At 56.2% G+C, this 25,562-nt stretch carries 19 protein-coding genes and 1 riboswitch; of the genes, 12 read left to right on the top strand and 7 right to left on the bottom strand.

Annotated elements, in window-relative coordinates:
• Positions 1-93: 93 nt before the first annotated feature.
• From metB to katG, 4 genes are all read left to right on the top strand, one after another.
• Positions 94-1,254: a cystathionine gamma-synthase gene (gene metB, locus C5687_RS14635; protein ID WP_014885697.1), complete on the top strand. Its 1,161-nt coding sequence runs from the start codon at positions 94-96 to the stop codon at positions 1,252-1,254.
• A 2-nt stretch (positions 1,255-1,256) separates the two neighbouring features.
• Positions 1,257-3,689 carry a bifunctional aspartate kinase/homoserine dehydrogenase II gene (locus tag C5687_RS14640; RefSeq protein WP_047959715.1) on the top strand — a complete coding sequence of 811 codons (2,433 nt, stop codon included), beginning with the start codon at positions 1,257-1,259 and terminating at the stop codon, positions 3,687-3,689.
• 225 nt (positions 3,690-3,914) lie between these two features.
• Positions 3,915-4,802 (top strand): methylenetetrahydrofolate reductase, encoded by an 888-nt coding sequence (gene metF, locus C5687_RS14645; protein WP_023331596.1) that lies wholly within the window; start codon positions 3,915-3,917, stop codon positions 4,800-4,802.
• Between the two features lie 148 nt (positions 4,803-4,950).
• Positions 4,951-7,131: a catalase/peroxidase HPI gene (gene katG, locus C5687_RS14650; protein WP_025758836.1), complete on the top strand. Its 2,181-nt coding sequence runs from the start codon at positions 4,951-4,953 to the stop codon at positions 7,129-7,131.
• An 84-nt stretch (positions 7,132-7,215) separates the two neighbouring features.
• Here the strand turns inward: katG and gldA are convergent, their stop codons facing one another.
• The 5 genes from gldA to argE form a co-directional block, all read right to left on the bottom strand.
• Complete coding sequence (gene gldA, locus C5687_RS14655; protein WP_104557202.1) at positions 7,216-8,319, bottom strand: bifunctional L-1,2-propanediol dehydrogenase/glycerol dehydrogenase; 1,104 nt, start codon at positions 8,317-8,319, stop codon at positions 7,216-7,218.
• 12 nt (positions 8,320-8,331) lie between these two features.
• On the bottom strand, positions 8,332-8,994 hold the full coding sequence (fsa, locus tag C5687_RS14660; RefSeq protein ID WP_104557203.1) for a fructose-6-phosphate aldolase: 663 nt from the start codon (positions 8,992-8,994) through the stop codon (positions 8,332-8,334).
• 128 nt (positions 8,995-9,122) lie between these two features.
• Positions 9,123-9,887, bottom strand: a complete 765-nt coding sequence (locus C5687_RS14665; RefSeq protein WP_094919454.1) for a helix-turn-helix transcriptional regulator — start codon at positions 9,885-9,887, stop codon at positions 9,123-9,125.
• A 95-nt stretch (positions 9,888-9,982) separates the two neighbouring features.
• A complete protein-coding gene (gene ppc, locus C5687_RS14670) occupies positions 9,983-12,634 on the bottom strand; it encodes a phosphoenolpyruvate carboxylase (protein ID WP_025758842.1) in 2,652 nt (883 codons plus the stop codon).
• Positions 12,635-12,880: 246 nt separating this feature from the next.
• Positions 12,881-14,032, bottom strand: a complete 1,152-nt coding sequence (gene argE / locus C5687_RS14675) for an acetylornithine deacetylase (RefSeq protein ID WP_025758843.1) — start codon at positions 14,030-14,032, stop codon at positions 12,881-12,883.
• Positions 14,033-14,120: 88 nt separating this feature from the next.
• Here argE and argC point away from each other — a divergent pair, with 88 nt between their 5' ends.
• From argC to oxyR, 4 genes are all read left to right on the top strand, one after another.
• Positions 14,121-15,125, top strand: a complete 1,005-nt coding sequence (gene argC, locus C5687_RS14680; RefSeq protein ID WP_095450646.1) for an N-acetyl-gamma-glutamyl-phosphate reductase — start codon at positions 14,121-14,123, stop codon at positions 15,123-15,125.
• A 6-nt stretch (positions 15,126-15,131) separates the two neighbouring features.
• Positions 15,132-15,908 carry an acetylglutamate kinase gene (gene argB, locus C5687_RS14685; RefSeq protein ID WP_094919457.1) on the top strand — a complete coding sequence of 259 codons (777 nt, stop codon included), beginning with the start codon at positions 15,132-15,134 and terminating at the stop codon, positions 15,906-15,908.
• A 74-nt stretch (positions 15,909-15,982) separates the two neighbouring features.
• Complete coding sequence (gene argH / locus C5687_RS14690; protein WP_047959709.1) at positions 15,983-17,356, top strand: argininosuccinate lyase; 1,374 nt, start codon at positions 15,983-15,985, stop codon at positions 17,354-17,356.
• A gap of 303 nt (positions 17,357-17,659) precedes the next feature.
• Positions 17,660-18,577: a DNA-binding transcriptional regulator OxyR gene (oxyR, locus tag C5687_RS14695; RefSeq protein ID WP_025758848.1), complete on the top strand. Its 918-nt coding sequence runs from the start codon at positions 17,660-17,662 to the stop codon at positions 18,575-18,577.
• Here oxyR and sthA read toward each other — a convergent pair.
• The gene (gene sthA, locus C5687_RS14700; RefSeq protein WP_025758849.1) at positions 18,560-19,960 is read right to left on the bottom strand and encodes a Si-specific NAD(P)(+) transhydrogenase; all 1,401 of its coding nucleotides are present in this window, start codon (positions 19,958-19,960) and stop codon (positions 18,560-18,562) included. The two genes, oxyR and sthA, sit on opposite strands and share 18 nt — an antisense overlap.
• Before the next feature lie 196 nt (positions 19,961-20,156).
• On the opposite strand from sthA, the gene fabR reads away from it, so the two are divergent.
• Positions 20,157-20,795: an HTH-type transcriptional repressor FabR gene (gene fabR, locus C5687_RS14705; protein WP_008501784.1), complete on the top strand. Its 639-nt coding sequence runs from the start codon at positions 20,157-20,159 to the stop codon at positions 20,793-20,795.
• A gap of 9 nt (positions 20,796-20,804) precedes the next feature.
• Positions 20,805-21,164 carry a YijD family membrane protein gene (locus tag C5687_RS14710; protein WP_025758852.1) on the top strand — a complete coding sequence of 120 codons (360 nt, stop codon included), beginning with the start codon at positions 20,805-20,807 and terminating at the stop codon, positions 21,162-21,164.
• A 79-nt stretch (positions 21,165-21,243) separates the two neighbouring features.
• Here the strand turns inward: C5687_RS14710 and trmA are convergent, their stop codons facing one another.
• Positions 21,244-22,344 carry a tRNA (uridine(54)-C5)-methyltransferase TrmA gene (gene trmA / locus C5687_RS14715; protein WP_104557204.1) on the bottom strand — a complete coding sequence of 367 codons (1,101 nt, stop codon included), beginning with the start codon at positions 22,342-22,344 and terminating at the stop codon, positions 21,244-21,246.
• A 104-nt stretch (positions 22,345-22,448) separates the two neighbouring features.
• A riboswitch (cobalamin riboswitch) is annotated at positions 22,449-22,624 on the top strand.
• Positions 22,625-22,690: 66 nt separating this feature from the next.
• On the opposite strand from trmA, the gene btuB reads away from it, so the two are divergent.
• Together btuB and murI are read left to right on the top strand one after the other, a co-directional pair.
• Positions 22,691-24,529: a TonB-dependent vitamin B12 receptor BtuB gene (gene btuB, locus C5687_RS14720; protein ID WP_104557205.1), complete on the top strand. Its 1,839-nt coding sequence runs from the start codon at positions 22,691-22,693 to the stop codon at positions 24,527-24,529.
• On the top strand, positions 24,474-25,325 hold the full coding sequence (gene murI, locus C5687_RS14725) for a glutamate racemase (protein ID WP_025758856.1): 852 nt from the start codon (positions 24,474-24,476) through the stop codon (positions 25,323-25,325). Before btuB ends, murI begins: the two co-directional genes overlap by 56 nt.
• Positions 25,326-25,562 lie beyond the last annotated feature (237 nt).

A 25,562-nucleotide genomic window follows, 5' to 3' on the forward strand; every position in this document is an offset into this window, starting at 1 on the left:
AGAAGTTTAGATGTCCAGATGTATTGACGTCCATACTTTCAGTGTTTACTCTGGTGCCTGATTTTTCACCTCATTCGCCAGGAAGCCCTCACCATGACGCGTAAACAGGCCACTATCGCAGTGCGTAGCGGATTAAATGATGACGAGCAGTACGGCTGCGTTGTCCCGCCCATTCATCTTTCCAGTACCTATAATTTCACCGGATTTAATGAACCCCGCGCGCATGATTACTCGCGTCGTGGCAACCCTACGCGTGACGTGACCCAGCGCGCGCTGGCGGAACTGGAAGGTGGCGCAGGGGCAGTATTAACCAATACCGGGATGTCCGCCATTCATCTGGTCACCACCGTGTTCCTGAAACCGGGCGATCTGCTGGTGGCGCCGCACGATTGCTACGGCGGCAGCTATCGTCTGTTTGATAGCCTGGCGAAACGCGGCTGCTATCGCGTGCTGTTTGTCGATCAAAACGACGAACAGGCGCTGAAACAGGCGCTGGCAGAGAAACCGAAGCTGGTGCTGGTGGAAAGTCCAAGCAATCCATTGTTGCGCGTTGTCGATATTGCGAAAATTTGTCAGCTCGCAAGGGATGCGGGAGCGATAAGTGTAGTGGATAATACCTTCCTCAGTCCGGCCCTTCAGAACCCACTCGCACTGGGTGCCGATCTGGTATTGCATTCATGCACAAAATATCTGAACGGCCATTCTGACGTGGTCGCGGGCGTGGTGATTGCTAAAGATCCTGATGTTGTCACCGAACTGGCATGGTGGGCGAATAACATTGGCGTCACCGCCGGGGCTTTCGACAGTTATCTGCTGTTACGCGGCATTCGCACGCTGTCGCCGCGTATGGAGGTGGCGCAGCGCAATGCCCAGGCGATTGTCGATTTCCTGAAAACACAGCCGCTGGTGAAGAAGCTCTATCACCCGTCGCTGCCTGAAAACCAGGGGCATGAGATTGCCGCGCGTCAGCAGAAAGGGTTTGGCGCGATGTTAAGTTTTGAACTGGACGGTGACGAGCAAACGCTGCGTCGCTTCCTGAGCGGGCTGTCATTGTTTACGCTGGCGGAATCCTTAGGTGGGGTTGAAAGCTTGATCTCCCACGCCGCGACCATGACGCACGCAGGTATGGCACCCGAAGCACGTGCCGCCGCCGGGATTTCTGAGACGCTGCTGCGGATCTCAACCGGTATTGAAGATTCTGAAGATTTAATTGCCGATCTGGAAAATGGCTTCCGGGTCGCAGCCAAGGGGTAATCATGAGTGTGATAGCGCAGGCAGGGGCGAAGGGTCGTCAGCTGCACAAGTTTGGTGGTAGTAGTCTTGCTGATGTGAAATGTTATCTGCGTGTCGCAGGGATCATGACCGAGTATTCGCAGCCGGGGGACATGATGGTTGTCTCTGCGGCAGGCAGCACCACCAACCAGTTGATTAGCTGGCTGAAACTGAGCCAGACCGATCGCCTTTCTGCGCATCAGGTGCAACAGTCCTTACGTCGTTATCAGAGCGAGTTGATTGCCGGCCTGCTGCCTGCGGACGTGGCTGATGGGCTGATCAGCGCCTTTACCCATGACCTTGAGCGTCTGGCTGCGCTGCTCGACAGCGGTATTACCGATGCGGTGTATGCTGAAGTGGTGGGCCACGGTGAAGTGTGGTCCGCGCGTCTGATGGCCGCTGTGCTGCAACATCTGGGGGTGGACGCCGCCTGGCTCGACGCGCGCGATTTCCTGCGCGCTGAACGCGCCGCACAGCCGCAGGTGGATGAAGGCTTGTCCTACCCGCTGCTGCAACAGCTGCTGGTGCAGCACCCGGGCAAACGGATTGTGGTGACTGGCTTTATCAGCCGCAGCAGTGCGGGCGAAACCGTACTGCTTGGCCGTAACGGCTCCGACTACTCGGCAACGCAGATTGGCGCCCTGGCGGGCGTCTCTCGCGTCACCATCTGGAGCGACGTGGCGGGTGTTTACAGCGCGGACCCGCGTAAAGTGAAAGATGCCTGCCTGCTGCCGCTGCTGCGTCTGGATGAAGCCAGCGAGCTGGCCCGTCTGGCCGCACCCGTGCTGCACACCCGTACGCTGCAGCCGGTTTCCGGTAGCGATATCGACCTGCAGCTGCGCTGCAGTTACACCCCAGATCAAGGCTCCACGCGCATTGAGCGCGTGCTGGCGTCCGGTACCGGCGCGCGTATCGTCACCAGCCATGACGACATCTGTCTGATTGAGTTCCAGGTGCCGGCGGGTCAGGACTTCAAACTGGCGCATAAAGAGATCGACCTGGTGTTAAAGCGTGCTCAGGTACGCCCGCTGGCCGTGGGGGTTCACAATGACCGCCAGCTGCTGCAGTTCTGCTACACCGCTGAAGTGGCGGACAGCGCCCTGAAAATCCTCGATGAAGCGGGTCTGCCGGGCGAGCTTCGCCTGCGTCAGGGACTGGCAATGGTGGCGATGGTGGGGGCTGGCGTCACCCGTAACCCGCTGCACTGCCACCGCTTCTGGCAGCAGCTGAAAGGCCAGCCGGTGGAATTTACCTGGCAGTCGGAAGAGGGCATTAGCCTGGTCGCCGTCCTGCGCAAAGGTCCTACCGAAAGCCTGATTCAGGGCCTCCATACCTCTCTGTTCCGCGCCGAAAAACGCATCGGCCTGGTGCTGTTTGGTAAAGGCAACATCGGTTCCCGCTGGCTGGAGCTGTTTGCCCGCGAGCAGGTCACGCTCTCGGCGCGTACCGGCTTTGAATTCATTCTCGCAGGCGTCGTGGACAGCCGCCGCAGCCTGCTGAACTACGAGGGGCTGGATGCCAGCCGTGCGCTTGCCTTCTTTAATGACGAAGCCGTCGAGCAGGATGAAGAGTCGCTGTTCCTGTGGATGCGCGCGCACCCGTATGACGATCTGGTGGTGCTGGACGTTACCGCCAGTGAACAGCTTGCCGATCAGTATCTTGATTTTGCCAGCCACGGCTTCCACGTTATCAGTGCGAACAAACTGGCAGGGGCAAGCAGTACCGATAAATACCGTCAAATCCACGACGCGTTTGAAAAAACAGGACGCCACTGGCTCTACAACGCCACGGTTGGAGCTGGCCTGCCGGTTAACCACACGGTACGTGACCTGATTGAAAGCGGTGACAGCATTCTGGCGCTGAGCGGTATCTTCTCCGGCACGCTCTCCTGGCTGTTCCTGCAGTTTGACGGCACCGTGCCGTTCACTGACCTGGTGGATCAGGCGTGGCAGCAGGGCTTAACGGAACCCGATCCGCGCGTTGACCTCTCCGGTAAAGACGTCATGCGTAAGCTGGTGATCCTGGCGCGTGAAGCCGGTTATGACATTGAGCCGGATTCCGTCCGCGTCGAGTCACTGGTGCCTGCTGGCTGTGAGGAGGGCTCGGTGGATCATTTCTTTGAGAATGGTGAAGAGCTTAACGAGCAGATGGTACAGCGTCTGGAAGCGGCGAACGAGATGGGGCTGGTGCTGCGTTACGTAGCGCGTTTCGAGGCGAATGGAAAAGCGCGTGTCGGTGTCGAGGCGGTGCGTCCTGAACATCCGCTGGCGGCGCTGCTACCGTGCGATAACGTCTTTGCCATCGAAAGCCGCTGGTACCGCGATAACCCGCTGGTGATCCGCGGTCCTGGCGCGGGGCGTGATGTGACCGCCGGGGCAATCCAGTCCGACATCAATCGTCTGGCTAAGCTGCTGTAACCCCCTCACCCTAACCCTCTCCCCAAAGGGAGAGGGGACTGCCCGGTGCGGTCTTTTCCCCCTCATCGTGAATTTCCTTCATCTTCCCTGAGCAAACCTCACCGTTATTGTTGATTATTTATGTTGACGTCCCTGCGCTTTTCCGTCATTTTTACATCTGGACGTCTAAACGTATAGAAGTTCACAACACAACAGACAATGACAAGCGATTGATAGAGGTAAGGTATGAGCTTTTTTCACGCCAACCAGCGGGAAGCACTGAATCAGAGCCTGGCCGAAGTAAACGGCCAGATTAACGTCTCTTTTGAATTTTTCCCGCCGCGCACCAGTGAAATGGAGCAAACCCTGTGGAGCTCTATCGATCGTCTCAGCAGCCTGAAACCGAAGTTTGTCTCGGTGACCTACGGCGCGAACTCCGGTGAGCGTGACCGCACGCACAGCATCATTAAAGGCATTAAAGATCGTACCGGTCTGGAGGCGGCGCCGCACCTCACCTGTATTGACGCGACCCGCGACGAGCTGCGTGCCATCGCTCAGGACTACTGGAACAACGGCATTCGTCATATCGTCGCCCTGCGTGGCGACCTGCCGCCGGGTAGCGGTAAGCCGGAAATGTATGCGGCGGATCTGGTCGCTCTTCTGAAAGATGTCGCGGACTTTGATATCTCCGTTGCCGCTTATCCTGAAGTACACCCGGAAGCGAAAAGCGCCCAGGCCGATCTGCTTAACCTGAAGCGTAAAGTGGATGCCGGGGCAAACCGTGCCATTACGCAGTTCTTCTTTGATGTGGAAAGCTACCTGCGCTTTCGCGACCGCTGCGTCTCCGCGGGCATCGACGTTGAAATTATCCCGGGCATTTTGCCGGTCTCTAATTTCAAACAGGCGAAGAAGTTTGCCGATATGACCAACGTGCGCATCCCGCTGTGGATGTCCAAAATGTACGAAGGGCTGGACGATGATCCGGAAACCCGCAAGCTGGTGGGTGCCAATATCGCGATGGATATGGTGAAGATCTTAAGCCGCGAAGGGGTGAAAGACTTCCATTTCTATACCCTGAACCGCGCGGAGATGAGCTACGCCATTTGTCATACGCTCGGTGTTCGCCCGGCATAATAAACATAAAGCCCTCATATCATGAGGGCTTTTTTAGTCGCGTGAAAAGTTAAAAGGTATTAGCTATCGAATCTGTGGATTAATTCAACTATATCTTATTGCTAGTGGTGTATATCGTAACGGTAACACTGTAAAAGGGAGCATAGCGATGAGCACGTCAGACGATTCCAATAAAGCGGCATCAGTCGGCAAATGCCCGTTCCATCAGGGCGGCGTCGATCACAGCGCGGGGGCAGGTACAGGCAGCCGTGACTGGTGGCCAAAACAACTCCGCATCGATCTTCTTAACCAACATTCCAACCGTTCTAACCCTCTGGGTGAAGACTTCGACTACCGCAAAGAATTCAGCAAGCTTGATTACTCTGCCCTGAAAGGCGACCTCAAAGCACTTTTAACCGACTCTCAACCGTGGTGGCCTGCCGACTGGGGCAGCTATGCGGGCCTGTTTATCCGTATGGCCTGGCATGGTGCGGGTACCTATCGCTCCGTTGACGGGCGCGGTGGGGCAGGACGCGGTCAACAGCGCTTTGCGCCACTGAACTCCTGGCCGGATAACGTTAGCCTGGATAAAGCGCGCCGTCTGCTGTGGCCCATCAAGAAAAAATACGGACAAAAAATTTCCTGGGCTGACCTGTTCATCCTCGCGGGTAACGTGGCGCTGGAGAACTCCGGCTTCCGCACCTTTGGTTTTGGTGCCGGGCGTGAAGATGTCTGGGAACCGGATCTGGACGTGAACTGGGGTGATGAAAAAGCCTGGCTGACCCACCGCGATCCGGAAGCGCTGGCGAAGCGCCCTCTGGCTGCCACCGAAATGGGGCTGATTTACGTTAACCCGGAAGGGCCAAACGCCAGTGGCGAACCGCTGTCAGCGGCAGCGGCGATCCGCGCAACCTTCGGCAACATGGGGATGAACGATGAAGAGACCGTCGCGCTGATTGCGGGCGGCCACACACTCGGTAAAACCCACGGCGCAGGTGAAGCCACCCACGTGGGTACCGACCCGGAAGCCTCACCGATTGAAGCGCAGGGTCTTGGCTGGGCCAGCACGCATGGCACAGGTGTTGGCGCTGACGCCATCACCTCCGGTCTGGAAGTCATCTGGTCCCAAACGCCGACCCAGTGGAGCAACTACTTCTTCGAGAACCTGTTCAAATACGAATGGGTACAGACCCGCAGCCCGGCAGGCGCGATTCAGTTTGAAGCCGTGGATGCACCGGAAATCATGCCTGACCCGTTCGACCCGTCGAAAAAACGTAAGCCAACGATGCTGGTTACCGACCTGACGCTGCGTTTTGACCCGGAATTCGAAAAGATTTCTCGCCGTTTCCTGAACGATCCGCAGGCTTTCAACGAAGCCTTCGCGCGCGCGTGGTTCAAACTGACTCACCGCGATATGGGGCCAAAATCGCGTTACCTTGGTCCGGAAGTGCCGAAAGAAGATCTGATCTGGCAAGATCCGCTGCCGGAGGCGGTATTCAATCCGACCAAAGAAGACATTGAAAGCCTGAAGGCGGAAATTGCCGCGTCCGGCCTGTCTGTCAGCGAACTGGTTTCTGTTGCCTGGGCGTCAGCCTCAACCTTCCGCGGTGGCGATAAGCGTGGCGGCGCCAACGGCGCGCGTCTGGCGTTGGCCCCTCAGCGTGACTGGGACGTGAACGCCGCAGCGGTTCGCGCACTGCCGGCGCTGGAAGCTATCCAGCGCACCACCAACAAAGCCTCCCTGGCCGATATTATCGTGCTGGCGGGCGTGGTAGGTGTTGAGCAGGCTGCCAAAGCTGCGGGCGTGTATGTCACCGTACCGTTCACGCCGGGCCGCGTGGATGCGCGTCAGGACCAGACGGATATCGAGATGTTTAACCTGCTCGAGCCGATTGCCGATGGCTTCCGCAACTACCGTGCGCAGGTGGATGTGTCCACGACGGAGTCACTGTTGATTGATAAGGCCCAGCAGCTGACGCTGACCGCGCCAGAACTGACGGTGCTGATCGGGGGACTACGCGTGTTGGGTGCAAACTTTGATGGCAGCAAGAACGGCGTGTTCACTAACCGTGAGGGCGTGTTGAGCAATGATTTCTTCGTGAACCTGCTGGACATGAATACCCAGTGGAAGGCGACCGATGAATCCAATGAGCTGTTTGCCGGAAGCGATCGCGCCAGTGGTGAAGTGAAATATACCGCCACCCGCGCCGATCTGGTCTTTGGTTCTAACGCCGTGCTGCGCGCGCTGGCAGAGGTTTACGCCAGTGACGATGCGCATGAGAAGTTTGTCCGCGACTTCGTTGCAGCATGGGCGAGGGTGATGGATCTGGATCGGTTTGACGTGAAGTAATCATGGAGCCGGGTGGCGGCTACGCCTTACCCGGCCTACGGGCAAAAAAATCCCCGCCGATGCGGGGATTTTTATTCATGCTATTTATTCCCACTCCTGCAGGAAACGCTGTCCATACTGGTCGGCCACCAGCAGTGCCGCGTAAACCTGATCCGGCGACACGCCGCCCGGCATGTTGTGGATGGTTTCTCCTTCCGCACAAGACGCTTCGGCAATCAGACGCATTTTGGCCGGAATGTCGTCTTTGATATTCAGCTGCGCCAGCGTAATGGGCAGCCCAACGCTGTGGCAAAGCGCTGCGACGGTCTCTATTTCTTCTACCGGCGCGTTTTCCAGCACCAGCTGCGTCAACGTCCCAAACGCCACTTTTTCACCGTGATAGAAATGATGTGCGTCCGGTACCGCCGTCATACCGTTATGAATAGCATGTGCCGCTGCCAGACCGCCGCTCTCAAAACCTACACCGCTGAGATAGGTATTGGCTTCGATAATGCGTTCCAGCGCTGGTGTGACCACATGCTGTTCTGCGGCCAGCATCGCTTTTTCACCTTCTTCAACCAGTGTGTTGTAGCACAGCTCGGCGAGCGCCAGTGCCGCCTGGGTACATTTACCGCCGGCCATCGTGGTCGCGCCGCTGCGTGAGCAGGCGCGTGCTTCAAACCAGGTCGCCAGCGCATCGCCAATCCCGGCGGCCAGCAGACGCGCAGGCGCACCCGCAACCACTTTCGTATCGACAATCACCATGTTCGGGTTGTGCGGCAGCATCAGGTAGCGATCGAACTCGCCGCTGTCGGTGTAAATGACGGAGAGGGCGCTGCACGGCGCATCGGTAGAAGCGATAGTCGGCGCAATCGCAACGGGCACGTCCATAAAGTGAGCCAGCGCTTTGGCGGTATCCAGCGTTTTACCACCACCGATACCCAGCACCGCCATACAGTCGGCACTGTCAGCGAGTTTTTTCAGACGATCGATTTCATTTTGTGAACATTCGCCGCCAAAGGGTGCGATTTCGGCATGCAGCTCTGCTTTTTTAAAGCTTTGTCGCAAGGTCTCTTCGGCAAAACCCAGTACAAATTTATCACCGACGACCAGCCAGCGCTGTGCCAGAGGTTTCAGATAGTCGCCGAGACGGGTCAGCACATCCGCGCCCTGGATATATTTCCCCGGCGATTGAATGATACGGTCCATAACAATTCTCCCTTAGAGGTTGAGGTTACCAAACGCGTTTTTCCAGTCCTGCTCGAACTTCTCTATGGCTGACTCTACCGCCGGGGTGCCGAGCATGTGTTGCGCTACATCTAAAGGAAGCGTGATTGCCTCACATCCCGCGAGCAGACAGTCCAGCGCCTGACGCGGCGTTTTGAAGCTGGCGGCCAGCACTTTACTGTCCGGCGCGTGCAGTTCCACCAGGGTTTGCAGCTCCTGGACCATGCGGATGCCGTCACCGCCCTGCGCGTCGACACGGTTGACATACGGCGCGACATACTTTGCCCCTGCCAGCGCAGCGAGCAAGCCCTGGGCTGCGCTGTACACGGCGGTGCCCAGGGTGGTGATGCCCTCTTTTTTCAGCGCCTTAATCGCGATAAGCCCCTGTTCGGTCACCGGGATTTTCACCACGATACCCGGAATGGCGTTACTCAGACGTTTGGCTTCCGCCACCATGCCTTCTGCCTCGCGGCTCAGGGTCTGCGCAAACAGCGTGCCTTCCGGCCCGATGGCGTTTTGCAGGCGTGGCAGTACATCCCAGAGGGATTCACGGCTGGCGGCAATAATGCTCGGGTTGGTGGTGGCGCCCGCGATGGGAAAAATGCGCGCCAGGCGTTCTACTTCCGCCACGTTGGCGGTATCCAGGTACAGTTCCATTATTTTTCCTTAAGTCAGAAAGGTTGATGACAGGATAAAGCGGGGCTGCAGACTGGAGATACAGGTCAATTTTGCCAAATACTGGACAAATGTAATGTGCTTAACGAAGTGAGATGCCGATCACAATGCTAGTTTTTGGCCGTCAACTGGCTGTGATACTGACGGCGATATTCGGAAGGGGAACGTTCTGTGTGTTTGCGAAAGAGACGGCAGAAATAGTTGCTGTCCATAAATCCGCAGCGCGCTGCAATATCCTTGATTTTTAAATCGTATCCCTTGAGCAGCTGGCGCGCGTGTTCCAGACGCGTTTGTGTCAGGTATTCATTGAACCCGACGTTCCCGGTCTTCTGAAAAAGATGGGAAAGGTAGTTGGGGGAAATATAAAACGCCTCGGCAACGGAATCTCGGGTCAGCGCTGAGGCATGATGTTCGTCAATAAAGAGACGAATGGCTTCAAAGAGCGCGCGGCTGCGGCTATCAGTGTGGATCTCGCTGCCAAGCAGATCGCGGCAGTGGCTGAGCAGACTTAATACCACCAGCCTGGCCGTGTCCTGCTCAGTCGGTTGCATGTGCAGCTCATTGAGCGTTTGCAGGAGAAACGCGCCCGTTCTGGGACCTCGTCTGGCAACCTGCTGCTGTTGTAAAAGGGCATTACCCCGGTGGAGCTGAAGCGTCAGCTGCTGTTTACCGAAGCTTATTCTGAGAGAGTTTGAAGAATGAAGCGGAACGTACCCGGATGCGGAAAAGCATACCTCGCAGCGGGTTTCCAGGCTAACTGAGAGACAAGGTGATGTTCGGATATGCTTCCCGGCAGGCGCGACAAAGTGCACCTGATACAGGGGTAATGTGCCGTTAATCAGATCCGTCAGGATGTGCGTGATATCGTGGTACATGAGGTGGGAACCGGGATATTGCCGGGTGGCGCTAACGCTTACCCGGCCTACGTGTCGTTGGCCCGTGCAAACGTAGCGCCGCCCGGCATAAAGCTTTAGCCGGTGTTACGCATACCCGCCGCAACACCCGCAATCGTCACCATCAGCGCCTGTTCAACGCGTGGATCCGGCTCTTTCCCTTCCTCTTCTGCCAGACGGGAACGGTGCAGCAGTTCTGCCTGCAGGACGTTCAGCGGATCGGTGTAGATGTTACGCAGCTGAATAGACTCGGCAATCCACGGCAGGTCCGCCATCAGGTGTGAGTCGTTGGCGATATCCAGCACCACTTTAATGTCGCCTTCCAGCAGTTCGCGCAGCTCTTTGCCCAGCGCCCACAGTTCAGGTTTCACCAGACGCTGATCGTAGTATTCCGCCAGCCACAGGTCCGCTTTCGAGAAGACCATCTCCAGCATACCCAGACGGGTAGAGAAGAACGGCCAGTCGCGGCACATGGTTTCCAGCTCGCTCTGTTTGCCATCTTCCACCACTTTTTGCAGCGCGGCACCGGCACCCAGCCAGGCGGGCAGCATCAGACGGTTCTGCGTCCAGGCGAAGATCCACGGAATCGCACGCAGGGACTCTACGCCACCGGTCGGGCGACGCTTGGCAGGACGTGAACCCAACGGCAGTTTACCCAGCTCCTGCTCTGGTGTAGCTGAGCGGAAGTAAGGGACGAAATCTTTGTTTTCACGCACGTAGCCGCGGTACAAATCGCAGGAAATGTCTGACAGCTCGTCCATGATATGGCACCAGGAGGCTTTTGGCTCCGGCGGTGGCAGCAGGTTTGCTTCCAGAATGGCACTGGTATAAAGCGACAGACTGCTGATGGTCACTTCCGGCAGGCCGTATTTGAAGCGGATCATCTCACCCTGCTCGGTCACGCGCAGGCCGCCTTTCAGGCTTCCCGGCGGCTGCGATAACAGTGCCGCATGCGCAGGCGCGCCACCGCGGCCAATGGATCCACCACGTCCGTGGAACAGGGTCAACTCAATACCGGCTTTCTCGCAGGTTTTGATCAGCGCATCCTGCGCCTGATACTGCGCCCAGGATGCGGCCATCACGCCCGCATCTTTTGCGGAGTCGGAATAGCCAATCATTACCATCTGTTTGCCCTGAATGAAGCCGCGATACCAGTCGATATTCAGCAACTGGGTCATGACGTCGTTGGCATTGTTCAGGTCGTCGAGGGTTTCAAACAGCGGAGCGACCGGCAGGGCATAGTCGATACCGGCTTCTTTCAGCAGAAGGTGAACGGCCAGCACGTCGGACGGGGTTTTCGCCATGGAGATCACATAGGCGGCCACCGATCCTTTCGGCGCATCCACGATCGCTTTACAGGTGTTGAGCACTTCGCGGGTTTCGTTGCTTGGCTCCCAGTTGCGCGGCAGCAGAGGGCGCTTCGAGTTTAGTTCGCGGATCAGGAAGGCCTGTTTGTCGGCTTCGGACCAGCTTTCATAGTCGCCGATACCGAGATAGCGGGTCAGCTCGCCCAGGGCTTCGGTATGGCGGGTACTCTCCTGACGCACGTCGATACGCACCAGCGGCACGCCAAAACACTTCACGCGACGCAGGGTATCGAGCAGTTCGCCGTTGGCGATGATGCCCATTCCACAGGCCTGCAGTGATTTATAACAGGCGTAGAGAGGCTCCCAGAGCTGCTCGTTCTGGCTCAGCAGACCTTCCGGCTTCGGCAGGCGCTGGCCTTTCAGGCGCGCTTCCAGCCAGGCCTGGGTGGCCATCAGCTGACTGCGCAGTTTTTTCATCAGGAAACGGTACGGTTCGCTGGCGCCTTCTTCTCCGGCCAGCGCGCGCAGTTCCGGCGTCGCTTCAACCATCGACAGTTCGGAGATCAGCACCTGAATGTCTTTCAGGAACAGGTCGGTCGCTTTCCAGCGGCTTAGCAGCAGGACGTGACGGGTAATTTCCGCGGTGACGTTCGGGTTACCGTCGCGGTCACCGCCCATCCAGGAGGTGAAACGGACCGGAACAAAGTCGACCGGCAGGCGGTAGCCCAGATTCTCTTCCAGCTGCTCGTTCAGCTCGCGCAGATAGTTAGGTACCCCTTCCCACAGGCTGTTTTCCACCACCGCAAAGCCCCATTTGGCTTCGTCGACCGGGCTTGGGCGGTGCTTGCGAATTTCATCGGTGTGCCAGGACTGGGCAATCAGCTGGCGCAGACGGCGCATCAGCTGGTTACGTTCGTAGTCGGCAATGTCTTTATTATCCAACTGCTTGAGGCAGTTATTCACTTCCACCATTTTGTGGATCAGGGTGCGACGGGTGATTTCGGTTGGGTGGGCGGTCAGCACCAGCTCCAGCGAAAGCGACTCTACCGCTTTTTTGATGGTGGCTTCGTTAAGGTCTGGCTGCTCTTTCAGTTTACGAAGGGTGCGGGCAATGACTTCCGGGTTGCTGGCCGCTTCGCCATTTGGCGAAATGCTGTGGTATTGCTCAGCGGTGTTTGCCAGGTTCAGGAACTGGCTGAATGCGCGTGCAACGGGCAGTAGCTCATCGTTAGAGAGGTTCTGCAATGTGGTTAGCAGCTCCTGACGACTGGCTTCGTTACCGGCACGGGAAGCTTTAGACAGCTTGCGGATGGTTTCAACGCGGTCGAGGATGTTCTCCCCCAACGCATCTTTGATGGTATCTCCAAGCACTTTGCCGAGCATACTGACATTACTACGCAACGCGGAATATTGTTCGTTCATAAAAACCCAGTCACCCCATCATTTTTGTTTATGCCCAGACGAAACGCATCCGGGCATTATTTTGTCATCTCCCTTTATAAAGCCACGTAAAACCCCCGTCGTCAATTGCTGCGAAAACGGTTCAGCAAACGAATAAATGCGGGTAATTTACGAAATTTAATTCGCATTGCGTCAGATAAGAGATGCTTATGGGAATGTGACGGAGATCGCGAGATTTTCCCCTCCCGGAAGAGAGGGGAAAGGTCATTAATGCCAGCAGAAGTGATGTACAACCTGGGTGATCAGCTCGCGAGTAGGCTTGATAAAGCGGGTTTCCAGATATTCGTCCGGCTGGTGCGCCTGGTTGATGGAGCCAGGGCCGAGTACCAGCGTCGGGCACAGGGTCTGAATAAACGGCGCTTCGGTGCAGTAGTTCACCACGTCGGTTTTTTCACCGAGTAATTTTTCTACCACTTCGACCAGCTGATGATCCGGAGGGCACTCATAACCCGGGATCGGCGGATGCAGTTCGGAGACCGTCAGGCGGCCCGGCCAGCGCTCGCTGACCGGGGCCAGCGCTTCATTCAGCAAGCCGTCGAGATCGCTCAGCGTCATGCCCGGCAGCGGGCGGATATCCATATGCAGTTCACAGCAGGCACAGATACGGTTGGAGGCATCGCCGCCGTGCAGACTGCCGAGGTTCAGGGTCGGATACGGCACGGTGAACGCGTCGTAGTGATAGCGCTCTTTAAGATCGTCGCGCAGGGTCATGATGCGCCCGATGGCGTCATGCATCAGCTCAATCGCGTTGACGCCGCGCGCCGGATCGCTGGAGTGACCGGACTGGCCCAGGACACGCACTGCGGTAGAGATATGGCCTTTATGCGCACGGATTGGCTGTAACGAGGTTGGCTCACCGATGATCGCGCAATCCGGGCGAATCGACGTGTTTTCCGAGAAGTAGCGTGCACCCGCCATGCTGGTCTCTTCATCCGCGGTTGCCAGGATGTAGAGCGGCTTTTTCAGTTTTGTCACGTCCACGTCACGCAGCGCGTCGAGGATAAAGGCGAAGAAGCCTTTCATGTCGGCCGTGCCCAGCCCGTAGAGTTTGTTGTCATGCTCGGTCAGGGTAAACGGGTCGCGGGTCCAGCGGCCATCATCAAACGGCACGGTGTCGGTATGACCCGCAAGCAGCAGGCCGCCTGCGCCGGTTCCGGTGCTGGCGAGCAGGTTAAATTTGTGGCGGGTTCCGGGAACGGGCTGAACCTCAACGTTAAAGCCAAGATCGCTGAACCAACCCGCCAGCAGATTGATTAAAGACGCATTGCTCTGATCCAGTGCTTCTTCCGTTGCGCTGATGGACGGTGTGGCAATCAGGGCGCGGTAAATCTCGATAAATGGTGGTAAGTTCATTTTCATTGTTGACACACCTTAGGTCGTGATAGTATCAATATTCATGCAATAAATGTGAATAAAAATACATTATCGTTGAGCATAAAGGAACCCGATGTTGAATACGCTGATTGTAGGCGCTAGCGGTTATGCGGGCGCAGAGCTTGTAAGCTACGTAAATCGTCACCCTCATATGACCATAACCGCTTTGACTGTGTCAGCGCAAAGCAATGATGCGGGAAAGTTAATTTCCGATTTGCATCCGCAACTTAAGGGCATGGTTGATCTCCCTTTGCAACCCATGTCTGACATCAGCGAGTTCACCGACGGCGTCGACGTCGTGTTTTTAGCCACCGCGCATGAGGTCAGCCACGACCTGGCGCCGCAGTTCCTGGCGGCCGGCTGCGTGGTGTTTGACCTCTCCGGCGCGTTCCGTGTTAACGACGGCGCGTTTTACGAAAAATATTACGGCTTCACTCACCAGCATCCGGATCTGCTTGAAAAAGCGGTGTATGGCCTGGCGGAGTGGAGTGCAGACAAGCTGAAAGAAGCGGATTTGATTGCCGTTCCGGGTTGCTACCCGACGGCGGCGCAGCTCTCTTTGAAACCGCTGATCGACGCCGGGCTGCTCGATCTGAACCAGTGGCCGGTGATCAACGCCACCAGCGGCGTGAGCGGAGCCGGGCGCAAGGCCGCTATCTCCAACAGCTTCTGCGAAGTGAGCCTTCAGCCGTATGGCGTGTTTAATCACCGCCATCACCCTGAAATCACCACGCATTTGGGCGCGGACGTGATTTTCACGCCGCATCTGGGCAGCTTCCCGCGTGGGATCCTCGAAACCATTACCTGCCGCCTGAAACCGGGTGTGACCAGCGAACAGGTGAAGGCGGTCTTCACGCAGGCGTATGCAGATAAACCGCTGGTGCGTCTGTATGACAAAGGCGTGCCGGCGCTGAAAAATGTGGTCGGTCTGCCGTTCTGCGATATCGGCTTTGCCGTTCAGGGCGAGCATCTGATCGTGGTGGCCGCAGAAGACAACTTACTCAAAGGCGCTGCCGCTCAGGCAATGCAATGTGCAAATATTCGTTTCGGTTTCCCGGAAACGCAGGCTCTTATTTAAGGTGTGATGATGAACCCATTAATTATCAAACTCGGTGGTGTACTGCTGGACAGCGAAGAAGCGCTGGAGCGTCTTTTTACCGCGCTGGTTAACTATCGCGAATCACACCAACGTCCGCTGGTGATTGTGCACGGCGGCGGCTGCGTGGTGGATGAGCTGATGAAAGGGCTCAACCTGCCGGTGAAAAAGAAAAACGGTCTGCGGGTGACGCCTGCCGATCAGATTGACATCATCACTGGTGCGCTGGCGGGTACGGCGAACAAAACGCTGCTCTCCTGGGCAAAGAAACACCATATTGCGTCCGTTGGCCTCTATCTGGGCGATGGCGATAGCGTAAAAGTGACCCAGCTCGACGAAGAGCTCGGCCATGTTGGACTGGCGCAGCCAGGTTCGCCTAAGCTGATAAACACGCTGCTGGAAGGCGGTTTTCTGCCGGTGGTGAGCTCTATCGGCGTGACCGAAGAGGGCGCGCTGATGAACGTGAATGCGGACCAGGCGGCGACCGCGCTGGCCGCGACGCTGGGCGCGGATCTGATCCTGCTCTCCGACGTGAGCGGTATTCTGGACGGCAAAGGCCAGCGCATCGCGGAAATGACTGCGGCAAAAGCCGAACAGCTGATCGCCCAGGGCATTATTACCGACGGGATGATCGTCAAAGTCAATGCGGCGCTGGATGCCGCACGTACGCTCGGTCGCCCGGTGGATATCGCCTCCTGGCGTCATGCGGAGCAGCTTCCGGCACTGTTTAACGGCACGCCGATTGGCACACGTATTTTAGCGTAAGTTTTTAATGAATGACCGTAGGCCGGGTAAGCGTAGCGCCACCCGGCGGAACTAACGAATAAAGGAACGATGTTATGGCACTTTGGGGTGGGCGTTTTACACAGGCAGCGGATCAGCGGTTCAAACAGTTCAACGACTCTTTGCGCTTCGACTACCGCCTGGCCGAACAGGATATCGTCGGCTCTGTGGCCTGGTCCAAAGCGCTGGTAACGGTGGGCGTACTGAGCGCAGAGGAACAGCTGCAGCTGGAAGAGGCGCTCAACAATCTGCTGGAAGAAGTGCGTCTGGATCCGCAGCAAATCCTGCAGAGCGATGCCGAAGATATTCATAGCTGGGTGGAAGGCAAGCTGATCGACAAAGTCGGCCAGCTGGGTAAAAAGCTTCACACTGGCCGGAGCCGTAACGACCAGGTCGCCACCGACCTGAAGCTGTGGTGTAAAGATACCGTTGGCGAACTGCTGGCGGCCAACCGTCAGCTGCAGAGCGCGCTGGTGGAGACCGCACAGAACAACCAGGATGCGGTGATGCCGGGTTATACTCATCTGCAGCGCGCGCAGCCGGTGACCTTTGCGCACTGGTGTCTGGCCTATGTTGAGATGCTGGCGCGCGATGAAAGCCGTCTGCAGGATACCCTGAAACGTCTGGACGTCAGCCCGCTGGGCAGCGGCGCGCTGGCCGGTACGGCGTATGAAATCGACCGTGAACAGCTGGCAGGTTGGCTGGGCTTTGCCTCTGCTACCCGCAACAGCCTGGATAGCGTCTCCGATCGTGACCACGTGCTGGAACTGCTCTCTGACGCGTCTATCGGTATGGTGCACCTGTCGCGCTTTGCGGAAGACCTGATCTTCTTTAACTCTGGCGAAGCGGGCTTCGTCGAGCTGTCTGACCGTGTGACGTCTGGCTCTTCGCTGATGCCGCAGAAGAAAAACCCGGATGCGCTGGAGCTGATCCGCGGTAAGTGTGGCCGTGTACAGGGTGCGCTGACCGGCATGATGATGACCCTGAAAGGGCTCCCGCTGGCGTACAACAAAGATATGCAGGAAGACAAAGAAGGTCTGTTCGACGCACTCGACACCTGGCTGGACTGTCTGCATATGGGCGCGCTGGTGCTGGACGGCATTCAGGTGAAGCGTCCACGCTGCCAGGAAGCGGCCCAGCAGGGCTACGCGAACGCGACTGAACTGGCGGATTATCTGGTAGCGAAAGGCGTACCGTTCCGTGAAGCACACCATATTGTCGGTGAAGCGGTGGTGGAAGCGATTCGTCAGGGGAAACCGCTGGAAGAACTGGCCCTTGCTGACCTGCAGAAATTCAGCGCGGCGATCGGCGATGATGTGTATCCGATTCTTTCGCTGCAGTCCTGCCTGGATAAGCGTGCTGCGAAAGGCGGCGTGTCGCCGAAGCAGGTAGCGCAGGCGATAGCGGATGCGAAAAACCGGTTGGTTTGATTTGTGCGGGTTGGTGCCCTCACCCCGGCCCTCTCCCACAGGGAGAGGGAGAAAAACAAAGCCTGGCTTAGCGCCAGGCTTTTTTACGCAAAAAAAAGCGGACCACGGGGTCCGCAAAAGTTCACGTTGGCTTTAGTTGTTCGAGTTTTGAGAGAAACTCGATGACGGGGCGGGGACGTCAAGGGTCAAACACGTGCCGCCTCGTCTATGTGATGTATTATTCAACAGAATGCTTGATAGGGATAATCGTTCGTTGCTATGCTATCTATCGCCATGAACTATCGTGGCGACGGAGGATGAATAATGAATATTCGTGATCTTGAATACCTGGTAGCGTTAGCCGAGCATCGTCACTTTCGCCGCGCGGCAGATTCCTGCCACGTCAGCCAGCCCACGCTGAGCGGTCAGATCCGCAAGCTGGAAGACGAGCTGGGTGTGATGTTGCTGGAGCGCACCAGTCGTAAGGTACTGTTCACACAGGCAGGTTTACTGCTGGTGGATCAGGCGCGCACCGTGCTGCGCGAGGTCAAAGTGCTCAAGGAAATGGCAAGCCAGCAGGGAGAGGCGATGTCTGGCCCACTGCATATTGGCCTGATCCCAACCGTTGGTCCGTACCTACTGCCGCACATCATTCCGATGCTGCACCAGACGTTCCCGAAACTCGAAATGTACCTGCATGAAGCGCAAACCCATCAGCTGCTGGCACAGCTGGACAGTGGCAAGCTCGACTGCGCCATTCTGGCGCTGGTGAAAGAGAGTGAAGCTTTTATTGAAGTGCCGCTGTTCGATGAGCCAATGATGCTGGCGATCTACGAAGATCACCCGTGGGCGAATCGCGATCGCGTGCCGATGGCCGATCTCGCCGGTGAAAAGCTGCTGATGCTGGAAGACGGCCACTGCCTGCGCGATCAGGCGATGGGCTTCTGCTTCGAAGCGGGCGCTGATGAGGATACCCATTTCCGCGCAACCAGCCTGGAAACGCTGCGTAATATGGTCGCGGCGGGAAGCGGAATCACGCTGCTGCCTGCGCTGGCGGTACCGCGCGAACGCAAACGCGATGGTGTGGTTTACTTGCCGTGCATTAAGCCAGAGCCGCGTCGAACCATTGGTCTGGTCTATCGCCCGGGCTCACCGCTGCGCAGCCGCTATGAGCAACTGGCAGAGGCCATCCGTGGTGCGATGGATGGCCATTTCGACAGTGCGTTAAAACAGGCGGTTTAAACCGTTTAAGGCAGCGACCCGATAGGCTTCGGCCATGGTCGGGTAGTTAAAGGTGGTGTTGACGAAGTACTCAATGGTGTTGCCACCACCTTTCTGCTCCATGATGGCCTGGCCGATATGAATGATTTCCGCGGCGCGTTCACCAAAGCAGTGAATCCCGAGGATCTCTTTCGTCTCGCGATGGAACAGGATCTTCAGCGTCCCCACGCTCATCCCCACGATTTGCGCCCGCGCCAGATGTTTAAACTGCGCGCGTCCTACCTCGTAAGGCACTTTCATTGAGGTCAGCTGCTGCTCGGTTTTGCCGACAGAACTGATTTCCGGGATGGTATAGATGCCCGTCGGGATATCTTCAATCAGATGCGCCGTCGCTTCGCCTTTTACCAGCGCCTGAGCCGCGATGCGCCCCTGGTCATAAGCGGCAGAGGCCAGACTTGGGTAGCCAATCACGTCGCCAACCGCGTAGATATGCGGCAGGGCGGTCTGATACATGCTGTTGACCTTCAGCTGACCACGGCTGTCGGTTTCAAGCCCGATATTTTCCAGCTGCAGCGAATCGGTGTTACCGGTACGGCCGTTGGCATACAGCAGACAGTCAGCTTTCAGCTTCTTGCCGGACTTGAGGTGCATGATCACCCCGTCATCACAGCCTTCAATCTTCTCATACTCTTCGTTGTGGCGAATCACCACGCCGCTGTTCCAGAAGTGGTAGGAGAGCGAGTCTGACATCTCCTGATCGAGGAACGCCAGCAGGCGATCGCGGGTGTTGATCAGGTCAACTTTGACATCCATTCCGCGGAAGATCGACGCATATTCACAGCCAATGACTCCCGCACCATAGATAATGACGTGACGGGGTTCATGGTGCAGGCTCAGAATGGAGTCACTGTCGTAGACGCGCGGATGTGAGAAGTCCACGTCGGCCGGATGGTAAGGGCGTGAACCGCAGGCGATGACAAATTTTTCGGCGGTAAGGGTTTCAACCGAACCGTCGTGGCATTCGAGTGCCAGCGTGTGTTCATCCACAAAATGCGCGTTGCCCTGCAAAATCTCACAGTGGTTACGCTCATAAAATCCCTGACGCATACGTGTCTGCTGGTTAATGACGGTATCCGCGTGGTTCAGGATGTCAGCAAAGGATGAACGAAGAAGTCGGGAGTGGTCGCTGTAAAGAGGGTTCTGGTTAAATTCGATAATGCGGCTAACGGCGTGGCGGAGGGCTTTGGAAGGGATGGTGCCCCAGTGGGTGCAACCGCCGCCGACATTATGGTAGCGCTCAATGACCGCTACTCTGGCTCCCTGTTTCACCAGACCCATAGCAGCACCTTCACCGCCGGGACCGGAACCAATAACTATTGCGTCGTAATCGTAGGAATGTGGCATGGCAAGGCTTACCTGTTCTTATACATAAAAGCAACAGAATCATAACATCATTGCCCGATTAACCCAATTATCGTTGTGCTTTTTTCCGGCAGTGGAGCACAAACCGCACGTAAACAATCATTCACAAAGCTGAGCAAACAGATTAATTTTATTCTCTGGTATAGTGCCATCAGGCCTTTGGAAGGATTCAACTATCGTGATGGGCGTAAGAGCACAACAAAAAGAGAAAACCCGGCGTTCGCTGGTGGAAGCCGCATTCAGTCAACTGAGTGCTGAGCGAAGTTTTGCCAGTTTGAGCCTGCGCGAAGTCGCACGCGAGGCCGGGATTGCGCCAACGTCCTTTTATCGTCATTTCCGTGATGTGGATGAACTGGGCCTGACCATGGTCGATGAAAGCGGCCTGATGCTGCGCCAGTTGATGCGCCAGGCGCGTCAGCGTATCGCCAAAGGGGGCAGCGTCATCCGCACCTCCGTATCTACCTTTATGGAATTTATCGGCAATAACCCCAACGCGTTTCGTCTGCTTTTGCGCGAGCGTTCGGGGACATCAGCGGCGTTTCGTGCCGCCGTCGCGCGTGAAATTCAGCATTTCATCGCGGAACTTGCCGACTATCTTGAACTCGAAAATCATATGCCGCGTGCGTTTACTGAGGCGCAGGCCGAGGCGATGGTGACGATTGTGTTCAGCGCGGGTGCCGAAGCGCTGGATGTCAGCATTGAACAACGTAAGCAGCTTGAAGAGCGACTGGTATTGCAGCTCAGGATGATCTCCAAAGGTGCATACTACTGGTATCGCCGTGAACAAGAGAAACTGGCACATCAAACCGAAGAGTGAAGGTGAGTAATGAAACAGTCAGGTCAGGATAAAGGGACGCTGTTGCTGGCATTGATCGCTGGCTTATCCATTAATGGGACGTTTGCCGCTATTTTTAGCTCCATTGTTCCGTTTTCAATTTTCCCGCTTATTGCGCTGGTGCTGACCGTTTACTGTCTGCATCAACGTTACCTGAACCGCACGATGCCGGTCGGGTTGCCGGGACTGGCGGCGGCCTGCTTTATTCTGGGTGTACTGCTCTACAGCACGGTGGTGCGCGCGGAGTATCCGGATATCGGCTCTAACTTCTTCCCTGCGGTACTGTCTGTTGCGCTGGTATTCTGGATCGGCGCTCGCATGCGTAGCCGCAAAAGCCAGTTGCCGGAGTAATGAATCATTTGTAGGGCAGGTAAGCGAAGCGCCACCTGCCAAAAACGCCGGATGGCGCAACGCTTATCCGGCCTACAGATCACCGTGCGGTAAGTAAAACGCCGCACTCCATATGGTGGGTATACGGGAACTGATCGAACAGTGCCAGACGTTCAACTCTGTGCGTCTGGCCTAATGTTTCAAGGTTCTTGCACAGCGTCTCCGGGTTGCAGGAGATGTACAAAATACGCGGGTACGCCTGCACCATCTTTTCGGTTTCGCTGTCGAGTCCACTGCGCGGCGGGTCGACAAAAATCGTCTCACACTGGTAGCTCTTCAAATCGATTCCCTCCAGACGGTTAAACTGGCGTACGCCGTTCATGGCCTGGGTAAACTCTTCAGCGGCCATACGGATGATCTGCACGTTATCAATATGGTTGGCGGCAATGTTGTACTGCGCGGCGGCAACTGACGGCTTGGCAATTTCCGTTGCCAGCACGCGATCGAAGTTACGTGCCAGCGCCAGAGAGAAGTTGCCGTTACCGCAGTACAGTTCAAGCAGATCGCCCGTTGACCCTTCCGTTGCCTTCAGCGCCCACTCCAGCATCTGCACATTCATCGCGGCGTTCGGCTGGGTAAAACTGTTCTCCACCTGACGATAAATCATCTCTTTACCCGCCACCGGCAGACGCTCGTCGACGTAATCCTGATCGAGCATGATTTTGGTTTTTGTCGCGCGGCCAATCAGATGAACGTTGATGTTCTGCGCCCGAAGCGCATCACGCAGCGCTTCGGCCTGCTCGCGCCACTCGTCATTCAGCGCTTTATGATACAGCAGGGAGACGATAGCCTGGTTACTTTGCGTGGTCAGATAGTCGATCTGGAACAGCTTGTGGCGCAGCACCGGGTTATCACGTACGCCGTCGATCATTAGCGTCATAAGCTGGTTGATAAGCTCACTCGCGGCCGGGAAGCTGTCCACGCGAATGCGGGATTTGGTCTGCTGATCGAAAATAATGTGGTACAGGTCATCCCCGTCATGCCAGATGCGGAACTCGGCACGCATACGATAGTGGCTGACAGGCGAGCGAAACACCTCGGGAACGGGCGCGTTAAACGGCGTCATCATACTTTGCAGGCGGACAACTTTCTCTGCCAGCTGCGCGTCGTACTGTTCGGTCGGGAGGTGTTCGGGGGTCATGATGCGTCCTGAGTGATAAAGAATTACGCGGGGATTGTAGGGATTGTTCAGGGGATGTCCAGATTTAATGGCTAATAGCTGTCTGGACATCTATACGTGTCTAATTGTAGCATTCTGTTTCCGGTCTCATGAGAGTGAAAAGGGAATCCAGTGTAAATCTGGAGCTGACGCGCAGCGGTAACGACTGGCGGGATGAGCGTTGTAGACACTGTGAAAATGGGAAGTCTTCATCCTTATAAAGCCACCTAGCCCGAAGACCTGCCGGGATCACGTCGCATTTGGTTTCATCATCGCGTGCTATCGATGAGGCCTGCGGCATCCTTCTTATATTGTGGATGCTTTAACAATGATTAAAAAAGTATCGCTGTTGACGGCGTTGTCCGTCACGGCATTTTCGGGCTGGGCGCAGGATAGCGCAGACTCGTTGGTGGTGACGGCAAATCGTTTTGAACAACCCGCAAAAACTGTTCTGGCGCCGACGTCCGTGGTGACCCGTGAAGATATTGAGCGCTGGCAATCCACGACCGTTGTCGATGTTATGCGCCGCCTGCCAGGTGTAGATACCGCGCAAAACGGCGGAATGGGGCAGTATTCTTCACTCTTTATACGCGGTACGAATTCCAGTCATGTTCTCATCCTTGTCGACGGGATCCGACTTAACCAGGCGGGCGTCACGGGATCATCGGATCTCAGCCAGTTTCCGATCGCGCTGGTGCAGCGTATCGAATACATCCGTGGCCCGCGTTCGGCGGTGTATGGCTCCGATGCGATTGGTGGCGTAGTGAACATCATTACCACCCGCGCCAAAGATGGTACGACTCTGAATGCAGGCGTAGGCTCGCACGGGTACCAAAATTATGGCGGCAGTACTCAGCAGACGCTGGGTGAAACCACGCGTGTGACGCTGGCCGGTGATTACACGTATACCAAAGGCTTTGATGTGGTGGCGGACGGTAACAACGGCGGCGTTCCCCAAACCGATCGCGACGGCTACATGAATAAAACGATCTACGGTGCGCTGGAGCATGCGTTCTCTGAGCAATGGAGCGGCTTCGTTCGCGGATATGGTTACAGCAACCGTACTGCCTATGACGCTTATTACAGTCCAACCGCGCTAGTTGATACCCGCCAGCTATACAGCCAGACCTGGGATGCCGGGCTGCGCTACAACGAAGATATCTTCCATTCACAGCTGCTTTCCAGTTACAGCCACAGCAAGGATTTTAACTACGATCCGCATCTTGGACGTTATGACGCTACGGCAACGCTGGACGAAATCAAACAGTACAACGTTCAGTGGACAAACTCTGTGGACGTTGGCCATGGCAATATCGGCGCGGGTATCGACTGGCAAAAACAGAGCACAGAACCTAACACCAACTATGTGCCTAATGCCTACGACATTCGTAACACGGGCGTCTACCTGACGGCGTTGCAGAAGTTTGGCGATATTACGCTGGAAGGTGCAGCGCGCAGCGACGATAACTCGCAGTTTGGTCGCCATGGTACCTGGCAGAGCAGTGCGGGCTGGGAGTTTATTGACGGTTACCGTTTCATTGCTTCTTATGGTACGGCCTATAAAGCACCGAATCTGGGGCAACTCTACGGGCTCTACGGTAATGACCATCTTGATCCTGAAGAGAGCAAGCAGTGGGAAGGGGCGTTCGAAGGCCTTACCGCAGGCGTGAACTGGCGCGTGTCGGCCTATCGTAACGATGTTGATAACCTGATCGACTTCAACAATAACCTTCAGGAGTATTACAACGTTGGCAAGGCACGTATTAAAGGTGTCGAAGCGACGGCTTCGTTTGATACTGGCCCGGTCATGCATACTGTCAGTTATGACTATGTTGATGCGCGTAATGCGGCAACCAACCAACTGCTGGATCGTCGCGCTAAACAGCAGGTGAAGTATCAGCTTGATACGCAGATCTATGATTTTGACTGGAGTCTGACCTATCACTATCTGGGTACGCGGTACGATACCGACTTCGGTACATGGCCGAGTCAGAAGGTCAAAATGGGCGGCGTAAGCCTGTGGGATGTCGCAGTTTCGTATCCTGTCACCTCACACCTCACAGTTCGTGGTAAAATAGCCAACCTGTTCGATAAAGATTACGAGACAGTTTATGGCTACCAAACTGCAGGACGGGAATACACCTTGTCTGGCAGCTACACCTTCTAATCCGCGTCCCACCGTGCTGGTATTTGATTCCGGCGTCGGTGGGCTTTCGGTCTATGATGAGATCCGGCATCTCCTGCCGGATCTTCATTACATCTATGCCTTCGATAACGTTGCTTTTCCGTATGGGGAAAAGAGCGAAGATTTTATTGTTGAGCGTGTGGTTGAAATCGTTACTGCGGTACAAAAGCGCTATCCCCTCGCGCTGGCCGTTATCGCCTGCAATACGGCGAGCACCGTTTCCCTTCCTGCCCTGCGTGAAAAATTCCAGTTTCCGGTTGTAGGGGTCGTTCCTGCGATAAAACCAGCAGCGCGCCTGACGGCGAACGGTATTGTGGGGTTGCTGGCAACGCGAGGCACGGTAAAGCGTCCTTATACCCGCGAGCTGATCGACCGTTTTGCCAACGAATGCCAGATTGCGATGCTCGGTTCGGCTGAGCTGGTGGAAATGGCCGAAGCGAAGCTGCATGGTAAGGCGGTATCACTCGAAGAGTTGCGTCGTATTCTTCGTCCGTGGCTGCGGATGCCCGAACCACCGGATACCGTTGTGCTGGGCTGCACCCACTTCCCGCTATTACAGGAAGAACTTTTAGCCGTGTTGCCGGAAGGGACACGTCTGGTGGATTCTGGTGCGGCTATCGCCCGTCGTACGGCCTGGTTGCTGGAGCATGAAGCGCCGGATGCGAAATCAGCCGATGCGAATATTGCTTTTTGTATGGCAATCACGAATGAGACCGAGCAACTTTTACCCGTTTTACGTCGTTACGGCTTTGAAACGCTCGAAAAACTGGCGCTGTAGCACGGTTTTGAGCAAAAAAGAGACGGTTGAACGTTTTTTTTAAAAGAGGGGTTGTCAACGTCTGAGAACTCCCTATAATGCGCCTCCACTGACACGGAACAACGGCTTACAGGCCGCCGGGTTAGCGGGGTTCAGAGATGAACGCCAGCAGAGAAAAGCGAAAATAATCACTTGACTCTGAATGAGGAAAACGTAATATACGGGACCTCGCAACGATGAGCTGAAAGCCGCGTTGCA

This window comes from Enterobacter sichuanensis (assembly GCF_002939185.1).
Lineage (GTDB): Bacteria > Pseudomonadota > Gammaproteobacteria > Enterobacterales > Enterobacteriaceae > Enterobacter > Enterobacter sichuanensis.